Origin of the sequence: Plastoroseomonas arctica (assembly GCF_018128965.1) — a bacterium.
Lineage (GTDB): Bacteria > Pseudomonadota > Alphaproteobacteria > Acetobacterales > Acetobacteraceae > Plastoroseomonas > Plastoroseomonas arctica.
Genome location: NZ_JAAEDH010000001.1, coordinates 190,932 through 208,639 on the forward strand (window position 1 = coordinate 190,932; position 17,708 = coordinate 208,639).

15 protein-coding genes and 1 tRNA gene are annotated in these 17,708 nt (G+C 68.7%); 9 read left to right on the forward strand and 7 right to left on the reverse strand.

The window, feature by feature from the left end; translation table 11 throughout:
• Nucleotides 1-21 precede the first annotated feature (21 nt).
• From GXW79_RS00945 to GXW79_RS00965, 5 genes are all read left to right on the forward strand, one after another.
• Nucleotides 22-1,299, forward strand: coding sequence for a homoserine dehydrogenase (locus GXW79_RS00945; RefSeq protein ID WP_211872331.1), 1,278 nt, complete (start codon nucleotides 22-24; stop codon nucleotides 1,297-1,299).
• On the forward strand, nucleotides 1,299-1,748 hold the full coding sequence (locus GXW79_RS00950; RefSeq protein ID WP_211872332.1) for a hypothetical protein: 450 nt from the start codon (nucleotides 1,299-1,301) through the stop codon (nucleotides 1,746-1,748). The genes GXW79_RS00945 and GXW79_RS00950 overlap by 1 nt, the downstream gene beginning before the upstream one ends.
• A 92-nt stretch (nucleotides 1,749-1,840) precedes the next feature.
• Entirely contained in the window at nucleotides 1,841-2,851 is a 1,011-nt protein-coding gene (glpX, locus tag GXW79_RS00955; protein ID WP_211872333.1) for a class II fructose-bisphosphatase, read from the forward strand.
• Between the two features lie 307 nt (nucleotides 2,852-3,158).
• Entirely contained in the window at nucleotides 3,159-4,922 is a 1,764-nt protein-coding gene (recJ, locus tag GXW79_RS00960; protein WP_211872334.1) for a single-stranded-DNA-specific exonuclease RecJ, read from the forward strand.
• Between the two features lie 32 nt (nucleotides 4,923-4,954).
• Entirely contained in the window at nucleotides 4,955-5,833 is an 879-nt protein-coding gene (locus GXW79_RS00965) for an alpha/beta fold hydrolase (RefSeq protein WP_211872335.1), read from the forward strand.
• Here the strand turns inward: GXW79_RS00965 and GXW79_RS00970 are convergent.
• Complete coding sequence (locus tag GXW79_RS00970; protein WP_211872336.1) at nucleotides 5,801-6,958, reverse strand: GAF domain-containing protein; 1,158 nt, start codon at nucleotides 6,956-6,958, stop codon at nucleotides 5,801-5,803. The two genes, GXW79_RS00965 and GXW79_RS00970, sit on opposite strands and share 33 nt — an antisense overlap.
• Before the next feature lie 201 nt (nucleotides 6,959-7,159).
• Nucleotides 7,160-7,966, reverse strand: coding sequence for an SDR family NAD(P)-dependent oxidoreductase (locus GXW79_RS00975; RefSeq protein WP_211872337.1), 807 nt, complete (start codon nucleotides 7,964-7,966; stop codon nucleotides 7,160-7,162).
• 120 nt (nucleotides 7,967-8,086) lie between these two features.
• On the opposite strand from GXW79_RS00975, the gene GXW79_RS00980 reads away from it, so the two are divergent.
• Nucleotides 8,087-9,127, forward strand: a complete 1,041-nt coding sequence (locus GXW79_RS00980) for an amidohydrolase family protein (protein WP_246503594.1) — start codon at nucleotides 8,087-8,089, stop codon at nucleotides 9,125-9,127.
• Here GXW79_RS00980 and GXW79_RS00985 read toward each other — a convergent pair whose 3' ends face one another.
• Nucleotides 9,128-10,198 (reverse strand): mandelate racemase/muconate lactonizing enzyme family protein, encoded by a 1,071-nt coding sequence (locus GXW79_RS00985; RefSeq protein ID WP_211872338.1) that lies wholly within the window; start codon nucleotides 10,196-10,198, stop codon nucleotides 9,128-9,130.
• A gap of 74 nt (nucleotides 10,199-10,272) precedes the next feature.
• Here GXW79_RS00985 and GXW79_RS00990 point away from each other — a divergent pair, with 74 nt between their 5' ends.
• Together GXW79_RS00990 and GXW79_RS00995 are read left to right on the forward strand one after the other, a co-directional pair.
• Complete coding sequence (locus GXW79_RS00990; RefSeq protein ID WP_211872339.1) at nucleotides 10,273-11,241, forward strand: Bug family tripartite tricarboxylate transporter substrate binding protein; 969 nt, start codon at nucleotides 10,273-10,275, stop codon at nucleotides 11,239-11,241.
• 98 nt (nucleotides 11,242-11,339) lie between these two features.
• Nucleotides 11,340-11,415 (forward strand) — tRNA-Glu (locus GXW79_RS00995).
• Nucleotides 11,416-11,510: 95 nt separating this feature from the next.
• On the opposite strand, the gene GXW79_RS01000 is transcribed toward GXW79_RS00995, so the two are convergent.
• Nucleotides 11,511-13,025, reverse strand: coding sequence for a hypothetical protein (locus GXW79_RS01000; protein ID WP_211872340.1), 1,515 nt, complete (start codon nucleotides 13,023-13,025; stop codon nucleotides 11,511-11,513).
• A 166-nt stretch (nucleotides 13,026-13,191) separates the two neighbouring features.
• Between GXW79_RS01000 and GXW79_RS01005 the strand changes: the two genes are divergently transcribed.
• Entirely contained in the window at nucleotides 13,192-13,653 is a 462-nt protein-coding gene (locus GXW79_RS01005) for a YbjQ family protein (RefSeq protein WP_211872341.1), read from the forward strand.
• A gap of 326 nt (nucleotides 13,654-13,979) precedes the next feature.
• On the opposite strand, the gene GXW79_RS01010 is transcribed toward GXW79_RS01005, so the two are convergent.
• The 3 genes from GXW79_RS01010 to GXW79_RS01020 form a co-directional block, all read right to left on the reverse strand.
• A complete protein-coding gene (locus tag GXW79_RS01010) occupies nucleotides 13,980-14,318 on the reverse strand; it encodes a hypothetical protein (protein ID WP_211872342.1) in 339 nt (112 codons plus the stop codon).
• Between the two features lie 564 nt (nucleotides 14,319-14,882).
• Nucleotides 14,883-16,730, reverse strand: a complete 1,848-nt coding sequence (locus GXW79_RS01015; RefSeq protein ID WP_211872343.1) for a DUF927 domain-containing protein — start codon at nucleotides 16,728-16,730, stop codon at nucleotides 14,883-14,885.
• Nucleotides 16,723-17,616, reverse strand: a complete 894-nt coding sequence (locus GXW79_RS01020; protein ID WP_211872344.1) for a DUF7146 domain-containing protein — start codon at nucleotides 17,614-17,616, stop codon at nucleotides 16,723-16,725. Before GXW79_RS01020 ends, GXW79_RS01015 begins: the two co-directional genes overlap by 8 nt.
• Between the last annotated feature and the right edge of the window lie 92 nt (nucleotides 17,617-17,708).

Consider the following 17,708-nt stretch of genomic DNA (forward strand, 5'->3'; position numbering starts at 1 on the left):
GGACCACATGGATCACGCCTCGTGACTGCCCGTCCGCTCGCGATCGCCATCGCCGGCCTCGGCACCGTGGGCGCCGGGGTCGCGAAACTGCTGCGCGACAACGCCGATCTCATCGCCGCCCGCGCCGGCCGGCCCATCGTGGTGACCGCCATCTCCGCGCGCGACCGGCACAAGGATCGCGGCGTCGCGACTGGGGGGATGCGCTGGTACGACGACCCGGTCGCACTCGCCGATGATGCCGGCGTCGATGTGGTGGTCGAGACCATTGGCGGCAGCGAAGGCCCGGCGCGCGCGCTGGTCGAGGCGGCACTCACGGCAGGCAAGCCCGTGGTGACGGCCAACAAGGCACTCCTCGCCGTCCATGGCGCCGCACTCGCACGCATGGGCGGCACGCTGGCCTTCGAGGCCGCGGTCGCCGGCGGCATTCCCGCCATCAAGGCCATCCGCGAAGGCCTCGCCGCCAATCGCCTCAGCCGCGTGGCGGGCATCCTCAACGGCACCTGCAACTACGTCCTGACCACGATGCGCGAACGAGGGCTGCAATTCGCCGAGGTCCTGCACGAGGCGCAGAAGCTGGGCTACGCCGAGGCCGACCCGGCCTTCGACATCGACGGCGTCGATGCCGCGCACAAGCTGGCCATCCTCGCCGCCCTCGCCTTCGGCCGCCCTGTCGATCTCGCAGCCGTGCATATCGAGGGCATCCGCGGCGTCAGCGCGCTCGACATCGCGCTCGCCGAGGAACTCGGCTTCCGCATCAAGCTGCTCGGCATCGCAACGCGCAGCGCTGGGGGCGTGTCGACCCGCGTCCATCCCTGCATGGTGCCGAAAGGCGCCGCCATCGCCCGCGTCGAAGGCGTGTTCAACGCTGTCGTCGCCGAGGGCGATTTCTGCGGCCGTGTCATGCTCGAAGGCCGCGGCGCCGGCGCGGGCCCGACCGCAAGCGCGGTCGTCGCCGACCTCATCGACATCGCGCGCGGCCGCCTCACGCCCGTCTGGGGCGCGGAAGCATTGGACGACGTCCCCTCCCTGCCGATGGAGGCCCATGTCGGCGCCTACTACCTGCGCCTGATGGTGCTCGACCGCCCCGGCGTGATCGCCGACGTCACCGGCATCCTGCGCGACGAGCGCATCAGCCTCGAATCCATGCTCCAACGCGGCCGCGCCCCCGGCGAGGCCGTGCCCGTCGTGCTCACCACCCATGATTGCGAGGAACGCCAGATGCGCGTCGCCATCGCCCGCATCGCCGCACTCGAGACCGTCGTCGAACCCCCCGCACTGATCCGGATCGAGGCGCTGTGATGCGACGCCTTGCCTTCCTCGCACTGCTGCTGGCCAGCTCGGCGGCCACCGCGCAGCAGGTGAGCGCGACCTGGGTTGGCCACTACACCTGCCCGCAAGGCAACACCGCGGTGAACCTCACCATCATCGAGCCCAAGCCAGGCGTGCTGAACGCCTGGTTTCACTTCCAGGCCCCGCCCGACAACCCCTTCGTGCCGACCGGCTGCTACACCATGACCGGCACCTACGATGCCGCCAGCCGGCACGTCCGGCTCGATCCTGGCGCCTGGCTGCACCAGCCTTTCGGCTACGTGATGGTCGGGCTCGACGGCGAGGTCTCGCCCGACGGCACAACGTTTGAAGGGCAGATCGATCACCCCGCCTGCGGCGACTTCGCCACCAGCCGCCGTGCCGGCCCGTCGAACGCGTCGCCGTGCCAGGACGGCGGCCCGCTGCTGTCGATGCGCTAACTGGACGCGTCGCCGGACTGACGCGCCCTCGGTTTCCGGCTAAGCCGACGCCTCACCTACCCCCACGCACCAGACGAGTCGGAGACACAGCAATGGCCGAACAATCCCCCGAATACGGCATGGTCGTCGACCGCAACCTGGCCCTCGAACTCGTCCGCGTCACCGAGGCCGCCGCACTCGCCGCCTCCCGCTGGATGGGCCGCGGCGACAAGAACAGCGCCGATGGTGCGGCCGTGGACGCCATGCGCCGCGCCTTCGACACCGTTGCCATCACCGGCACCGTCGTCATCGGCGAAGGCGAGATGGACGAGGCGCCGATGCTCTACATCGGCGAGAAGATCGGCCTCTACGCCAAGACCGGCGAAGGGCCGGAAGTCGATATCGCCGTGGACCCTCTCGAAGGCACCACCCTCACCGCCAAGGGTGGGCCCAATGCCATGGCCGTCGTCGCCCTCGCGCCCAAGGGCGGGTTCCTGCACGCGCCCGACGTGTACATGGAGAAGATCGCCGTCGGCCGCGGGCTGCCCGATGGCGTCGTCCACATCGACGCCTCGCCCGCCGAGAACCTGAAGAACCTGGCCGCCGCCAAGAAATGCGCGATCTCCGACCTGGTGGTCTGCATGCTCGACCGCGACCGCCACCAGCCCGTCATCGCGGCCTGCCGCGAAGCCGGCGCGCGCATCATGCTCATCTCCGATGGCGACGTGTCCGGTGTGGTCGCGGTCAGCCAGCCCGAAACCGGCGTGGATCTCTACCTTGGCTCCGGCGGCGCCCCCGAAGGCGTGCTCGCGGCCGCCGCACTCCGCTGCATCGGCGGGCAGATGTACGGCAAGCTGCTGTTCGAGGATGACAGCCAGGTCGAACGCGCGCGCACCATGGGCATCACAGACGCCAACCGCATCTACAGCCTTGAAGAAATGGCCAAGGGCGAAGTGATGTTTGCCGCCACCGGCGTGACCACTGGACCCATGCTGCGGGGCGTGCGCCGCTTTGCCCACAGCGCCATCACACACTCCATCGTCATGCGCTCGAAGTCCGGCACCGTCCGCTACATCGAAGGCCACCACAACTTCGCCCTGAAACCGACTGCCTTCGTCGCCTGAGGGTGGCACGGGAGCAAGGCGGGGGGCTCCGCCCCCTCGACCCCCGCCGGGGATCGCGCCGATCCCCGGACCCCTGCATGTGTTTGTCCTCGGTTTGGAAGGGGTGTGTTTCATCGATGTGCGCCGGGTTGAGGAGGGGGCGCGTCATGGGAGTTTGCGCGACACAGCCGCTCCATGCGCCCCCTCCTCAACCCGGCTCGCCTCCGGCGAGCCTCAACCCCCTCCCAAGCCCGAGAACGAACAGATGGAGGTCCAGGATCGACACGATCCTGGTGGGGTCCAGGGGCAGAGCCCCTGGCCTTCTCCCATGACCATCCTCGGCGTCGAGCGCAGTGTTACGGGGCGGCGATGGTTGTGGCGCGAGGGGGATGCGCGGGTTGGTGCGGGCATTGCGCAGCGTCTGGGTGTTTCGGAGTTGGTCGGGCGGTTGATGTCGGCGCGTGGCGTTGGGATTGCGGGGGCTGGGGATTTCTTCGAGCCGACGTTGCGGGCGTTGCTGCCGGACCCTTCGGTGCTGCGCGACATGGATGCGGCGGCGGAGCGAATTGCGGATGCGGTGCGTCGTGGCGAGCATGTGGCGGTGTTCGGCGATTACGATGTGGATGGGGCGTGTGCCGGCGCGCTGATGACGCGGGTGCTACGCGATCTTGGGTGTGCGGTGACGGCCTACGTGCCGGACCGGATGCGGGAGGGGTATGGCCCGAACCGGGACGCGATTGCGCTGCTGTGCAACCGGGGTGCGACGCTGATCATTTGTGTCGATTGCGGGATTGCGGCGCCGGCGGAGTTGGCGGTGGCGGAGGGGCGCGCGGATGTGGTGGTGCTGGACCACCACAAGGTCGAGGGCGCGTTGCCGCGCGTGGTGGCGGTGGTCAATCCGAACCGGTTGGATGACACGAGCGGGCTCGGCCATGTCTGCGCGGCGACGGTGGCGTTTCTGGCCTGCGTCGCGGTGCTGCGGGTGTTGCGGCGGTCGGGGCATTTTGCGCAACAGGCGGAGCCGGATTTGCGCACGCTGCTGGACATCGTGGCGCTGGCGACGGTGTGCGACGTGATGCCGCTGACGGGGATCAACCGCGCGCTCGTGACGCAAGGGCTGAAGGTGCTGGCGCGGCGGGAGCGGCCGGGGATTGCCTCCTTGTTGGATGTCGCTGGTGCGCGCGATCCGTACAACGCGCATACCTTCGGCTTCGCGCTGGGCCCGCGCATCAACGCCGGCGGGCGGATCGATGCGGCCGATCTCGGGCTGCGGCTTCTGCTGGAGGAGGACCCTATCGAGGCGCGCGCGATGGCCGAGCAGCTTGATGCCGTAAACCGCAAGCGGCAGGAGGTGGAAGCGCATGTCATCGCGTCCGCCTTCGCCGCGGCCGAGGCGCAGGCGAATGCCGGGTGTGCCGTGCTGATGGTGATGGGGGAGGGCTGGCACCCCGGCGTCGTTGGCATCGTGGCCGGGCGCGTGAAGGAACGCTTCAACCGGCCGGCCTGCATCGCGGGGCTTGGCATGGGCATCGCCAAGGGCTCCGGCCGCTCGGTGCCCGGGGTGGATCTGGGCAGCGCGGTGATCGCGGCACGCCAGGCGGGGCTGTTGCTGACTGGCGGCGGCCACGCCATGGCGGCGGGCTTTTCCTTCGTCGAAGACCGCTTCGCCGAGGTGCACGCCTTCTTCGAGGATCGCATGGTGGCGGCGAAGACGCTGCCGCAGGCCGCCGATCTCTCGCTCGAGGGCACGCTGAACGTCGGCGCCGCGACGGTGGAATTCGCCACGCAAGTGGAGCGCCTCGCCCCCTTCGGCGCCGGCAATGAGGAGCCGCTCTTCGCCATCGCCCGCGCGCGCGTGCTGAAGGCGGATCGCATCGGCAAGGAGGGTGCGACCATCCGCGCCATCATCGAGGGCGAGGGCGGCGGGCGGCTCAAGACCATCTGCTTCCGGGCGAAGGATGGCCCGCTGGCCGAGGCGTTGCTGGCGAAGGATCGCGTGCCGATGCATCTCGCCGGCCATCTGCGCGCCGAGCGCTGGAATGGCGACGTCTCGGCCTGTCTCCAGGTGGTGGACGCCGCGCCGGTCGGCTAGCCTCGCTGCAAATCCGCAGGAGGAAACGACCCATGCCGCATGCCCCATCCAACGGCGCCAACCTCTATTATGAGGAGACCGGCACCGGTCACCCGATCGTCTTCGTGCATGAATACGGTGCCGATCACCGCGAGTGGGAGACGCAGGTGCGTTTCTTCTCGCGCGAGTATCGCTGCATCACCTTCGCCGCGCGCGGCTACCCGCCCTCGGACGTGCCGGAGGATGGCGCGCTGTACGGTCAGGACCACTCGGTCGCCGACATCAAGGCGGTGATGGACCACCTGAACATCGCCGAGGCGCATGTCGTGGGCTTGTCGATGGGCGCCTTCGCGACGCTGCTGTTCGGCATTCGTCATCCGGATCGTGCGACGGCGCTTGTCGTGGCCGGCGTGGGCAGCGGCAGCGTCACGGACCCGGCGGCGCTGGCCGCCTTCCGAGCGGAGAATGTCGGCAAGGCGGATCGTCTTCGCGAACTTGGATGGCAGGACCTTGCGATCGAGGCCGGCACCACGCCGACCCGTATCCAGCTGCGCCACAAGGACCCGCGCGGCTGGGACGAGTTCATCGCGCATCTGCGCTCGCACTCAGCCATCGGCTCGGCGCTGACGACGCAGCATTACCAGGGCGCGCGCGACCCAGTCTACGCCTGGGAAGCGCAGCTGCGAACGATGGCGGTGCCGACCTTGCTGGCTGTCGGCGACGAGGACACGCCCTGCGTCGAGCCGAGCATCTTCATCAAGCGCATGCTGCCCAACGCGGGGCTGTGGATGCATCCGCGCACCGGGCACGCGATCAACCTGGAAGAACCAGCCGCCTTCAATTCCGCGGTCCAATCCTTCTTCTCGACGGTCGAGCGCGGGCGATGGAGCCTCGCCGCGTCAGGCGGCGGCGGGGAAGCCGATCGCCCATAGGGTTCCCGCACCAGGCTGCAGCTCCAGCGTGCCACCGATCCGCGCGACGATGCGGCGGCACAGGCTCAGGCCGCGCCGCGAGCTGCCGTCCTGCGGGCGATAGCCGATCCCGTCATCATGGATCGTCAGCATCGCGGTCTTGCCGCCGGAATCGAGCGCAAGATCGATCAGGATCTGCCCATCCCGGTCTGGGAAGGCGTGGCCGTAGCTGTTCGTGATGAGCTCGGCGACGACGATGCCGAGCGAAGTGACCGCGTCGAGGTCCAGCAGCAGCCGGTCCGCCCGGCAATGGATCGCGACGCTGTGGGCACGCGGTCCCTGCAGGCCCGGCATGCTGACGCAAAGCGCATCGAGGTAGCCGGCGAAGTCGATGGTCTTGCTGAGGCCCACGCCGAGCAGGCTGTCATAGACCTGCGCCAGGATCGTCACCTGGCGGATCATCGCATCCACACTGTGCCCGGCGACGCCAGCCTCGTCGCGCGCATGCGCCGAGAGCATGCTGGCCAGCATCTGGAGATTGTTACGCACCCTGTGTTGCAATTCCTCTGCCAGCAGGTTCTTCTGTTCGACGGATTCGCGCAACGCCTGGACGCGCGTGGCCGTCGCCACCGCTTCGGCCAGGACATTGGCGAAGCCGGTCAGGAAGTTGATGTCGTGGACGTCGTACTGATGCTGCGACGGGCTATCGATCTCAAGCACGCCAAAGGGCTTTCCGTCGAAGCCGGGAATGACGACGTCGACCGTGGAGATGATCCCGTGCTCGGCATAGAATTCCGGCAGCGCCAGGTCATTCGCGGTGATGATGTTGCGGATGATGACGGGCTTGCCGGTGACATAGGCGCGACCCTGCGGCGAGGTTTCATTGGCCTGCGAGACGACGCCGCCGATGACGCCCGGCTTCCACCCGCATCCTGCGACGATGAGCAGGTCGTCCTCCGCCGGGCGATAGCGGCACACCTTGCAGAACGGCACTTCGAGCGAAGCCGCGCAGATGCGCGCCGCTTCGGTCAGGATCTTCTGGAGATCGGTCTCGCGAAAAGCGAAGCTGCCAAACGCCGCGAGGGCGGCCTGCTGGCGTTGCAGCTTCTCGACCGTCCGTTCCGTGACGCGTTGGGAATTGGGCATGCGATCGCCTAGGTGCAAAGTTCTATTTCGCCGGCGCAATGTGCGCGACGTGGAAGGCACCCTGGAGGCACGGGAGGCTTTGGAAAGACGCTGCCGGTCGGAGCGGGAAGGTATCGTCGTGACCTTCAACAGCTTTGTGACCTAGCAGGATTTCGCGCTCGCAATAAAGCTATAATGCGGCAGGCCACGCGACCGCAGGACTCAGCTGCCTTGCAGCCAGACCGCGTCAGCGCCGAGTTCGGGCCAACCGATCGCGCGGTACGCCAGGGTGGCCTCGCTCCAGCCTGCAGCGATGATGCGGTGGCCGGTAAAGCCATCTGCCGCGTCGCTGAGCAGCCAGGCGAGCGGCGGGCCCATGATCGCGGGCTTCAGCATCGCGGCGCGGTCCCAGCCGGTGGCGTCGGAGATGAAGGGCGTGTCGGTCGGCCCGCCGGGGATCAGCACGTTGACGGTGATGCCGCTGCCCGCGAGCTCCTGCGCCCAGATCGCGGAGGCGGATTCGAGCGCCGCCTTGGTCGCGCCATACGGCAGCACGCGCAGCATGGTGCGGAAGCTGGTCGTGTTGTTGACCACCCGCCCCCACCCTGCTGCGCGCATATGCGGCAGGGCGCCGCGCAGCAGCAGCATCGGCGCGCGCAGGTTGATCGCGAAGAAGCGGTCCCAGGTCGCGGCGTCGAGCTCCTCGATGGCCGGCAGGCGCGTCTCGGCGTCGGGGCGGAGGCTGCTGACGCCGATGCCGGCATTGTTGACCAGCGCATCGATGCGCCCGAAATGCGCAAGGGTGTCGGCGATGGTCCCGGCGCAACCGGCCTCGGTGCCGAGGTCGGCGCATAGGGCGTGCAGCCGCGGCTGGTCCGGGTGCAGCGCGCGCAAGGCATCCAGCGCGGCGGCGTCGCGATCCATCGCCGCCACCGCGTGCCCGGCCTCGAGCAGGGCCGCCACCATCGCGCGGCCGATGCCGCCAGCGGCGCCGGTGACCAGGGCGACGCGGGGTTTCGTCGGGGTCATGGCGCATTCTCCCTGGCAGGCCGCCATGAGGTTAGGCGAACCGCGGCATGCGCGGCCAGGAGGTTCCGCCCGCGGCGCGCTGTGCCAAGCTGCGCTCAAACACCGACCGAGGGACGCACGATGAACACCACGACGCCGCAGCACTACCTGCCGGTGCGCGAAGCCTGGCTCAATGCGCGGCAGGAGGAGATCCTGGACCCGGCGCAGCGCATCGTGGACCCGCACCACCATCTGTGGGAACGGCCGGGCTGGCGCTACCTGCTGCACGAGTTCCTCGAGGATTTGCGCAGCGGCCATGACGTGCGCGCGACGGTCTTCATCCAGGCCCGCTCCATGCACCGCGCCGACGGGCCGGAGGCGATGCGCCCGGTCGGCGAGACCGAATTCGCCAATGGCGTCGCCGCCATGTGCGCGAGCGGCGGCTACGGCAATGTGCAGGTGAATGCCGGCATCGTGGGCTATGCGGACCTCACCCTGGGCGATGCCGTGCGGCCGGTGTTGGAGGCGCATATCCACGCCGGCGGCGACCGCTTCCGCGGCATCCGCCACATCGCGACCTGGGATGAGGATGCGGCGTTGCTGAACCCCGCCTATCGCCCAGCCGAGGACATGCTGGGCAGCGAGGGCTTCCGCGCCGGCTTCCGGCACCTGGGCGCGCTGGGGCTCAGCTACGATGCCTGGCTGTACTTCCCGCAGATCCCGCGCCTGACCGCGCTCGCCCGCGCCTTCCCAGAAACGCCGATCGTGCTCGACCATTGCGGCGGCATCCTAGGGATCGGGCGCTATGCCGGGCGGCAGGACGAGAATTTCGCTACCTGGCAGCGCCACATGGCGGAGCTCGCCGCGTGCCCGAACGTGATGGTGAAGCTCGGCGGCCTGGGGATGCGGCTGCCGGGCTTCGGCCTGGAGGAGGGCGCGATCGCGCCGTCTTCCGAGATGCTCGTCGATGCTTGGCGCCCGTGGATGGAGGGTGCGATCGAGTTGTTCGGCACCGCACGGTGCATGTTCGAGAGCAACTTCCCGGTGGACAAGGGCGGGTTTGGCTATGCGGTCGGGTGGAACGCCTTCAAGCGCCTCGCCGCAGGTGCCGGCGCCGACGACAAGGCCGACCTGTTCTGGCGCAGCGCCGCGAGCTTCTACCGGCTGCCAGCTATCGCCTGATCAGAGGATCGGCTCCAGCCCCAGCCCCGGGGTGTCCGGCACCGCGACGAACCCGCCGCGCGGCAGCAGCGCGTCGCCATATGGCGCGCGGGCGAGGTCGGCGGCGTAGATCTCGATGGGCTCCTCGGCATCGAGTGCGGCGAGCAGGTGCAGCGTGGCCAACAGGCCAGGCCCGAAATAGGGGGAATGCGGCACCATGCGGATGCCGGCACGCCTTGCCATCGCGCCGACCTCGAGCATGGCGGAAAGGCCGAGCTTGCTCACGCTCGGCTGCACCACATCGACCGCACCGGCCGCGATCATGGCGCCGAGTTCGGCCACGCTTCCGGTGCATTCCCCGGCGCTGATCGGGCAGGGAGCGGCCGCACGCACCGCGGCGATGGCGGCGAAATCCTCGGGCGGCCAGACCGGCTCCTCGACCCAGGCGATGTTCATGTCTGCCACAGCCGCGCAGAAGACGTGCGCCTCCTCGACGCCGTTCCAGGCGCAGTTGATGTCGAGCATCAGGGGGATGTCCGCCGGCGCCGCGTCGCGGGCGGCGCGGATGCAGGCGAGGTCGACCTCGTGCAGCTTGATGCGGCGATACCCGGCGGCGACGGCGGCGCGGGTGTTACGCGCGACGTCCTCGGGCACGCCGTAGCGCAGCAGGCTGGCATAGGCGGGCACCCGTTTCCGCGCGGCTTTGCCGAGCAGCGCGTGCAGCGGCTGGCCCGCCGCCTTGGCCGCGATGTCCCACAGCGCGATGTCGATGGCGGCGATGGCGAAGCTCGCCGCACCGTTGCGCCCGAAATTGTGCAGCCGCCGCTGCAGCCGATGGCCGAGGCCGCCGATGTCGCTGGCATCCTCACCGAGGCAGGCCGGGATCACGAGGCGGTCCAACGCGTCGCGCGTGGTGTCGACCAGGGTGAAGCCGAAGCCTTCGCCCCACCCATGCAGGCCCGTGTCGGTCTCCACGCGGACCAGCAGCGTGTCCATGCTGCGCAGATGCAGGTTGCCGCCGACACCCGCGGCACTGGCGCCGAAGGTGAAGGGCGTGCGGTGGATGTGGCTCTCGACCTTCACGATGCGCATGGCACTTCTCCCTGATCGGTTTTGGGCGATACTCGCATCGATGGGTGGTGCGCAGAAGCCACCGGGAGGATCCTATGAAAGCAACGCGCGCGATCGCCGCCGCACTCACCACGCTGCTCGCGCTGCCGCTCGCCGCGCAGGAGGCCTATCCGACGCGGCCCATTCGCCTCATCGTGCCCTTTGCCGCCGGCGGGCCGAGCGACATCGTCGCGCGCCTGATCGGCCCGAAGATGGGCGCCGCGCTGGGCCAGCCGATCATCGTCGAGAACCGCCCAGGGGCAGGGGGTGTCACCGCCATCGAGGTCACCGCGCGCGCGGCACCGGATGGCTACACCTTCGCGATCGGGAGCGCCGGCGGGCTCGCCATCTCGCCGCGCCTGGACCGCGGCACCAGCTATGACCCGCTGCGCGACCTCGCACCCATCACGCTCGGGGTGCTGGTGCCCGAACCGCTGGTGGTGCCGGCGGCGAGCCCGTTCCGCAGCCTCGCCGACCTCATCGCGGCGGCGCGTGCACGGCCAGGGGCGCTGAACTACGGCTCCTCCGGCTCGGGTTCCATGCCGCATCTGGCGGGCGAATTGCTGCGCACCGCCGCGGGGCTCGACATCACGCACGTTTCCTACCGCGGCGGTGCGCCGCTCACGACCGCCCTGCTGCAGAACGAGATCCAGCTGGGCTTTGCCGACCTGCCGATCCTGTTGCCGCATATCCGCGCCGGCGCGCTGCGGCCGATCGGCGTCGGCACCGAGCAGCGGCTGTCCTGGCTGCCCGATGTGCCGACCATGGCGGAACTCGGCTTGCCCGGGGTGGATGCCAACAACTGGCATGGCCTGGTCGCGCCGGTGCGCGTGCCGGAACGCGTCCTCGTCGCACTGCACCGGGCTGCGGCAGATGCCCTGCACGACGCCGAGATCATGCGGCTGCTGAACGACCAGGGCGCCATTCCGGGCGGCGACACGCGCGAGATCTTCGGCCGCTTCCTGCGTGCGGAGCTGGAAAAATGGGGCGAGGTGATCCGCCGCGGCAATATCCGCGCCGAGTGAGCGGGAGCGCAGGATTGCGCAAAGGGGCTAGCCGCTGGGGAGCGGCTTGTGTATGCAGCGGCGCGCCCGCGATTTATGGCGGTTGCGCGTCTGCACCGGTCCCGTTCGTCTAGAGGCCTAGGACACCAGCCTTTCACGTTGGCAGCACGGGTTCGAATCCCGTACGGGACGCCATACGTCATTTTAAGCTATTGAAATTGCTGCCGACATCTAGAAGGGCCGCCAATCGTCCCCACAAAAATCCCCACTGCCGGCGGAGGTCGGGCGGATCATCCGCCGTCACCGCCGCCCGGCGCGTTGAAACCGGCGTAGGCGCCAGCGGCATCCGGCGAGGCATAGCCGGTATTCGAGGAAAAGACGGTGCCGGGGTCGCTATTGGCCGCATCGGCCAACGACAGCGGCGTGAAGTTCGGATTGAACGGAATGCTGGGGTCGCCGTACTTGGCGTAGTAGGCCGCCCACCCCGCCTCCGGCGTCGGGTTGTTGCCAGCCTGGGTGAAGTAGCCCCACCCGCGCAACCGGTCATAGGCGCTGCCGAGGGCTTCATCGAAGTTGCCGGGCCGGCGGATGTCGAGAGGAGTGACGCCCTGCTCGCGGGCCGCCTGGAGATAGGCTGGGTCGCTCAGGTCGCCATAACCGCCACTTTCGGCGTAGCCCTGCGATGCGTCGGCGCCTGCGTAGAGGCCCCATATGTCGGGGCGGACCTCGCCTGCGCCGCGCTCATTGGGCTGCAGGAACCAGCCGCCCTCGCCGTCATGGGCGCCGCCTCCGAAGAAGTAGCCCTGCCCGGCCAGGCCGGTGTTGGGCACGAGGCCATCAGCCGCGGCGCGCTGGGCGAAGTAATCGGGGGCCACCTGCGCGAGCAGGTTGGCGTCATCCCACTTGCCGCCGCCGCGCGCCACGCCCGAGGCGTTGAAGTTGCCATCGGGGCCATAGAACCCCTGCGCATAGGCGCTGGGCATATTGGGCTCGCCGCCGATATTGGAGCCGATGAGGCCGCCGAAGTAGGCGCCAACCAGCGTGCCCACGACCGGGATGGGGATGAAGGAGCCGATCGCGCCGCCGATTGCCGCGCCGATCTGGCCGTTTTCACGGCTGTCCAGTCGGCCATCGTTGATGCTCTGGCCGATATAGTTGCCGGCGTAGCCGCCTACCGCGCCGCCAATACCGCCCGCTGCGCCGTCTACTAAGCCACCGTAGCCCAAGCTGCCGGCAGCGTTTTGCCCTGCGCTGCCTGCTGCGATATCCGCACCGCCGCTATAGGACGCCACGCTGTTGGCAAAGCTGTCAGCGGGCGCTGCCGCCCCACCGGGGACAACGCCGGACGCGGCCCCGCCCTGCCCGCTAACGAAGCTGTCGCCGAAGCCGCCCACTCCGTTGCCAAAGCTGTCGATCGCTCCCTCAGCGCCTGGCAGCGGCGCCGTGTACGGCACGCTGTTGTCGTAGCTGTTGATGCTCGGGTCGTCGCCAAACAGCCCGCGCGCCTTATCCAAGTTGCGCAGCGCGGTCGGCCCGTACCGCGCCACCAGCGCAAGAAGGTTCGTCTCGCCGCCGCCGCCCTGATCGACCACCGAAACCGGTGCGCTGGGCGCGTAGCCGAACCCGCCGCCTCCGCCGTCATACTGCGCGGCCTGGGCAATGTAGGGATCGAACTGCACAGGCGCGCGCGACGCCACCTGCTGGAACCCGAAGTCCGGCGTAAACCGGCCATCGAGATGAGTCCCCGTGGACCTTGTCGGATTGTAGGTCAGCGCGTTCTGGTAGCGAGATGCGGTCTCTGACACGGTTTACAGTCTCCAATTGCCACGGGCGTCAATGCGCGCTTCCACTGAACAACTATAACACACTAGGGTGCGGCACCGGCCTGTATTTGCATCCGGGACAAGAGATTGGGGGACTGAAATGCACGACAGATTTACTGCCCCGCCCTTTCTCACGGGCGCCGCCCCGATGAACCTCACCCGCTTTGCCGCCATCGTTGTTGTGGCGCTTGCCATGTCTGGGTGCGGCGCGGTCTATGACACGCCGTCTTTGACCGGTGCGCGGATGAACCCGGCCGGCCCAACCCTTCCGGAGGGCATTCAGATCTTCGAAGGCGAGCCGCCACATCGTTATGAGTTACTCGGCATAGTCCGAACGACGCTGCGGCAGGCCAACGTCATATCTCCCATACCTACCCAGGAGCATGTGGCGGAGCGGCTACGCCAAGCTGCAGGGAGGCTTGGCGCCGACGCGATCATCAACGTTCGGTATGAGCCAGTGGGGATCGATCGTTTTGGGATGCTGCAAGTAGGGCTCGGCGATTTAGTCGGTTTGTCTGCAGCACAGAGCATGGCCGGACAGGGGCAAGCTGTGGTGTGGCGGGCAGGCCCGAACGAAAACCCTCCCCAAGGTGCTGGATCGCGGCAGTGACCGGATCTCAGTATCTTTTGTTCTTTGGCTTAGTCGTAAGCGCCAGCGCTTGCGCCGCGCCAAATACGGCCCCGCCGCAGGTGATCGCACGCACGCCCGCGAATGTTGTGCTTGTGGCCGGCGCGCGCAGCCATATTCAAGAGACCTTGACCGCGGCAGAGAACGAGTGTCAGCGGCAGGGGGTGCGGAATGCCGTGCAGCGCAGCGCTGTCCTGTTAGGGGACAGCACATCTGGGAACGTCCGATTTACATTCGAGTGCGTGCGCGACCCGCAATAGGGCGGAGGCGAGGGCTGTGCGCCAGTCGTTAGCGGGCTGTCCCGCGCCCTAGCACCACGCCCGTTTAGCGAGGTGCGCCGTCACCACCGGGTCCGCATTGGCAGCTTCGATGATGGCTGCGTGCAATGCTTCCTCGATGCGCTCCGGCAGGAATAGCGCCGGCTGATTGTCTGGATCGCGCGGAGGCGTGACCACCCATCGTTGCCCACGTCTAGCGGCAAGGTGGAACACCACCTCCGCCGGACCAAGCCGCACCCGTGCCGCTGCCAGGGGGGTGCGGCGCGTGTCCGGAAGAGCGGTCAGGCCCAGGATTGTGAAGGGGACAGAGCCTTCAGAGCCCTCGCGCGCGGGCGCCTCTGCGCGCGTGTTTTTCGCGGTCTCAACCATTGCCGTTAGCCTCCATGATGTGTGGAATTGCAGTGACTAGCGCCGCGGCGATGTCAGCTCTCGCCCAGAGCTCCCTTCCGTCCGGGAGGCGGAGTAGCAGTCCACCGGCCGGGCAGGCCTCGCGCACCGCGCCATCTTCGAGGGCTGCGCGAAAGGTCTGGGTCATGCTGGTCAACGGGCTTTGCGGAGCGGCCGTGTCGGCAGGCTTGCAAAGCGTAGCGCGGCCGGAAACTGGCGCAGGTTGCGCCCCTCTCAGGAGACCATCGCGCAGGTCGCACGGATCGCTCGGAAGGTAGGGGGTAGTGCTCGGCGGCGCCGCGTAGTGTGCCGCCATCGCCTCGCGCTCCGGATCGTCGCAAGCGGACGGAGAAGGCTCCGGCGCCACCACAACACCCGGCAACCGCCAGCGCGCCGCCATAGCCCAAAGTGCCCCCATCGCTGCCCCATCTCTGTTTTCGGCTGGGGCAAGTGGGGCAGAGTGGGGCAAGGCCCATTCTGCATGGGTTTCCTCGCTTTTTGGGGCGTTGGGGCAAGCTGGGGCAAGTGGGGCAAGGGCTGGGGCAATCATGCCTCGCCCTCCAAGCCGCCGATGATCGCGCCCTGAATGGCGTAGACGCGGGGCCTGCCGACGCCAGTGATGGCGGCCGCTTTGGTATCGAGCCGCCCGTCATCGTGTCGGAGAAAGCCGGCGCGCCTAAGGGCGGCCAACACCGTCCTATGATCTCGCCCGGCGCAAATTTCGGCACGGAACACGCTGGTTTCTGCCAGGTACTCCTGTTGCCGGCCCGTCTGCGCCTGGCCGTCCGCTGGCACCCACCGCCAGCCAACGCGTCCCCCGAGGATGCGATCGCCGCCTTCGATGAGCCGCACTGGCTCGCCCTCGCGGAGCAGAGGCGCGAAGCGGGCTGTGCCGTGCGCCACGAGAAAGCGCCGAACATGGTCGACGGCTTCTGCGTCCTCATGCGCCCCGGCGCCGCCGCGATGACGTACCCAGAGCCGGAAGCCTGCCGCCGCCGCGCGTGACGCCTCGCCTGCCGGCCAGGGCAGGATGCCGAAGCTGGCGGCCAGCTCGCCGGCCGCAGCGATGATGCCAAAGCGCCGGGCCGCAGCGGAGACTTGCCCCTCCGCATCTGCCGGCAGGTTGCTCGCTACCCAAGCATCCCGCGCCGCGTTGATGATCGCTGCTAGGCCCGCAGCATCTTCCGCCCTCATCGCCGCGAGCCTTTCGAGGAAGGCCGGGGCAGCCGTGCCATGGAAGCGGCGGGCGGCCTCATTAGCTGCGATCAGCAGAGCGCCGCTGGTCTCGCGCCCATGCAAGGCTTGCCCCATCGGCCCGGCCTCGGGCAGTGGGATGTTCAGCAGCCGGACCAGCTGCCCGGCCATCGCGCGCTTGCCGCCTTCCGCAAGCTTGGCGGCAAGATCCATCTCGCCAGTCGAAAGAAGCATAAGGCGCCAGCTTCGCGCCGCCCTTGCACTGCCATCGCGTGCGGCGCGGGACTTCCCGGCGCCATTCGCGAAAAGGTAGGCAATCTCGCCCGCCTCCCGCGCATCGCACTGGCCAAGTTCATCGAGGGACAGCAGCGCGTCATTGCAGGCAGCCGCCACGCCCTCGATGCCGTTCGACGTGCTGCGCCACGTCCTGAGCGCGGCACCCGCCTCAGGCTTTCCCCACACGCTCGCAGCCAAGCGAAGGATGGTCGTCTTGCCCTTCTGCGATGCGCCGAAGGCGTGCAGCCCGCCCGAAGGTTCGCCGGCGATATCGAGGATCGGCCCGGCGAAGGCAGCGGCGAGAAACAGCGCGGCCAGATCGTTTCCCACCGCCATCGCCGCGACATGCTCTTGCCACTCTGCAAGCGTCCCGCTTGGCGCCACCGCCGCCGCTGCATCGGGCGAGGCGCCCTGCAGAACGATGCGCTCCGCTGAAGGCCCGAAGCTTGCACCATCGCCGGCGATGTAGACCGCGCCCCCGGCGCTATGGTGCCAGCCCATTCGAGAGACGCTGGTAATCCGCTGGGTCGTGCGGAGGTTCATCAGCGCGTCGCGGAACCTCTGCCGAAGTGGCGGCGAGCTTGCGATGCGCATGCCCCTGCTGAGTAACTCGCCCTCAAACTCGCGCGCCTCGCCGAGCAATAAGCGCCGCGGCACGGCGAAAGTGTGGGGCCGCTTGTCGCTGTCCTGCCAAGAAAGCAGAAAGCCCCACTCCATCCCCGCGCCCGTGCGCGTTTCGCCCTCAACCGCGAAGGGGGATGTCAGCCAGAGAACCGGCGCATCCTCCGCCGGCCCCTGCCAATGGAGCCCGCTGGCTTTCATCGTGAAGCCCCGCGGCCAGGTCACCGCCGCAGCGTGGATCTCCGGCGCTGCGTCGGCGCGCGGGCCGTCCTCCGCGTCGCGCATGTCGATGCCGTCAACCATTGGCCACCTCCGGCGCGAGGCGGGCGCGCAGCATGTCGTTGAAGTCCTGGCCGGCGGGCGGTGTGGCCACCTTCACCGAACGGCCCTCGGCTCGCCATCGCGTGGCCGCCGCCCACGCCTCGCGCTGCCCTACAGGGTCAGGGTCGGCGGCGATAATCACGTCGCGCGCCTCTTCCGGCAGCAGGATCTTCGCGAAGTTACCTGCCGCGATGGCCGCCCACGCCGCACCGCTGCCGAGTAGTAGCCTCGCGGAAAGCGCAGTCTCGATGCCTTCCGCGATCACGAGCGGCCCGGCGCTGGTCACAGGCTCTAGGGCGATGACACCGCCCCCAATACCGCCCTGTGTCTTCTTCGGCGTATCAACCGCCGCCTTCCCGCTGCCATCGGCGGCCAGGAAGGTGCGATGGATCGCGATCACCTCAGGCGAGCCGGGCAAGGTGACTGCCGCCACCATGGCGGGAAGACGTTGTCCGACCTCGGTGTTGTAGAGGGCGGCGTGGAACCGGAGCGCGCCAGAAGCGACGCACGGCAATCCGCGCGCGGCCAGGTATACCGCCGCAAGCGTGCCGGGGATGGGCACCGCCTCGCCCCAGATCGCAATTGCGCGGAGGCGGGCTTTCTCGCGCTCTGCGGCCTTCGCGGCGTCGTCGGCGACGAATGCTGCGGCGGGGCGTGACGGTGGAGTGTAGCCGCTTCCCAGCGCGTCCCTGATGGCAGCGCCAATGGCGCGCCCATCACCGCACGAGTGGCAGTGATAGAGGGCGCGCCCGTCCTCAGACTGGCGAACAGCGAAGGTCGTCGCGTAGCCGCAGGCGGGGCAATCGCCCTGCCAGCCGGCGCCAGCCCTCTTCATGCGGAAGGCTGCGGCAATCTCATTGGCCATCATGGCGGGCCTCCATTTCGCGGAGCGCGGCAAGTGCGGTCGAAAGTGACGGGAAGGCGCGGAGAGGTCCGCCGGGGGCCGCAATGCAGGCGCGC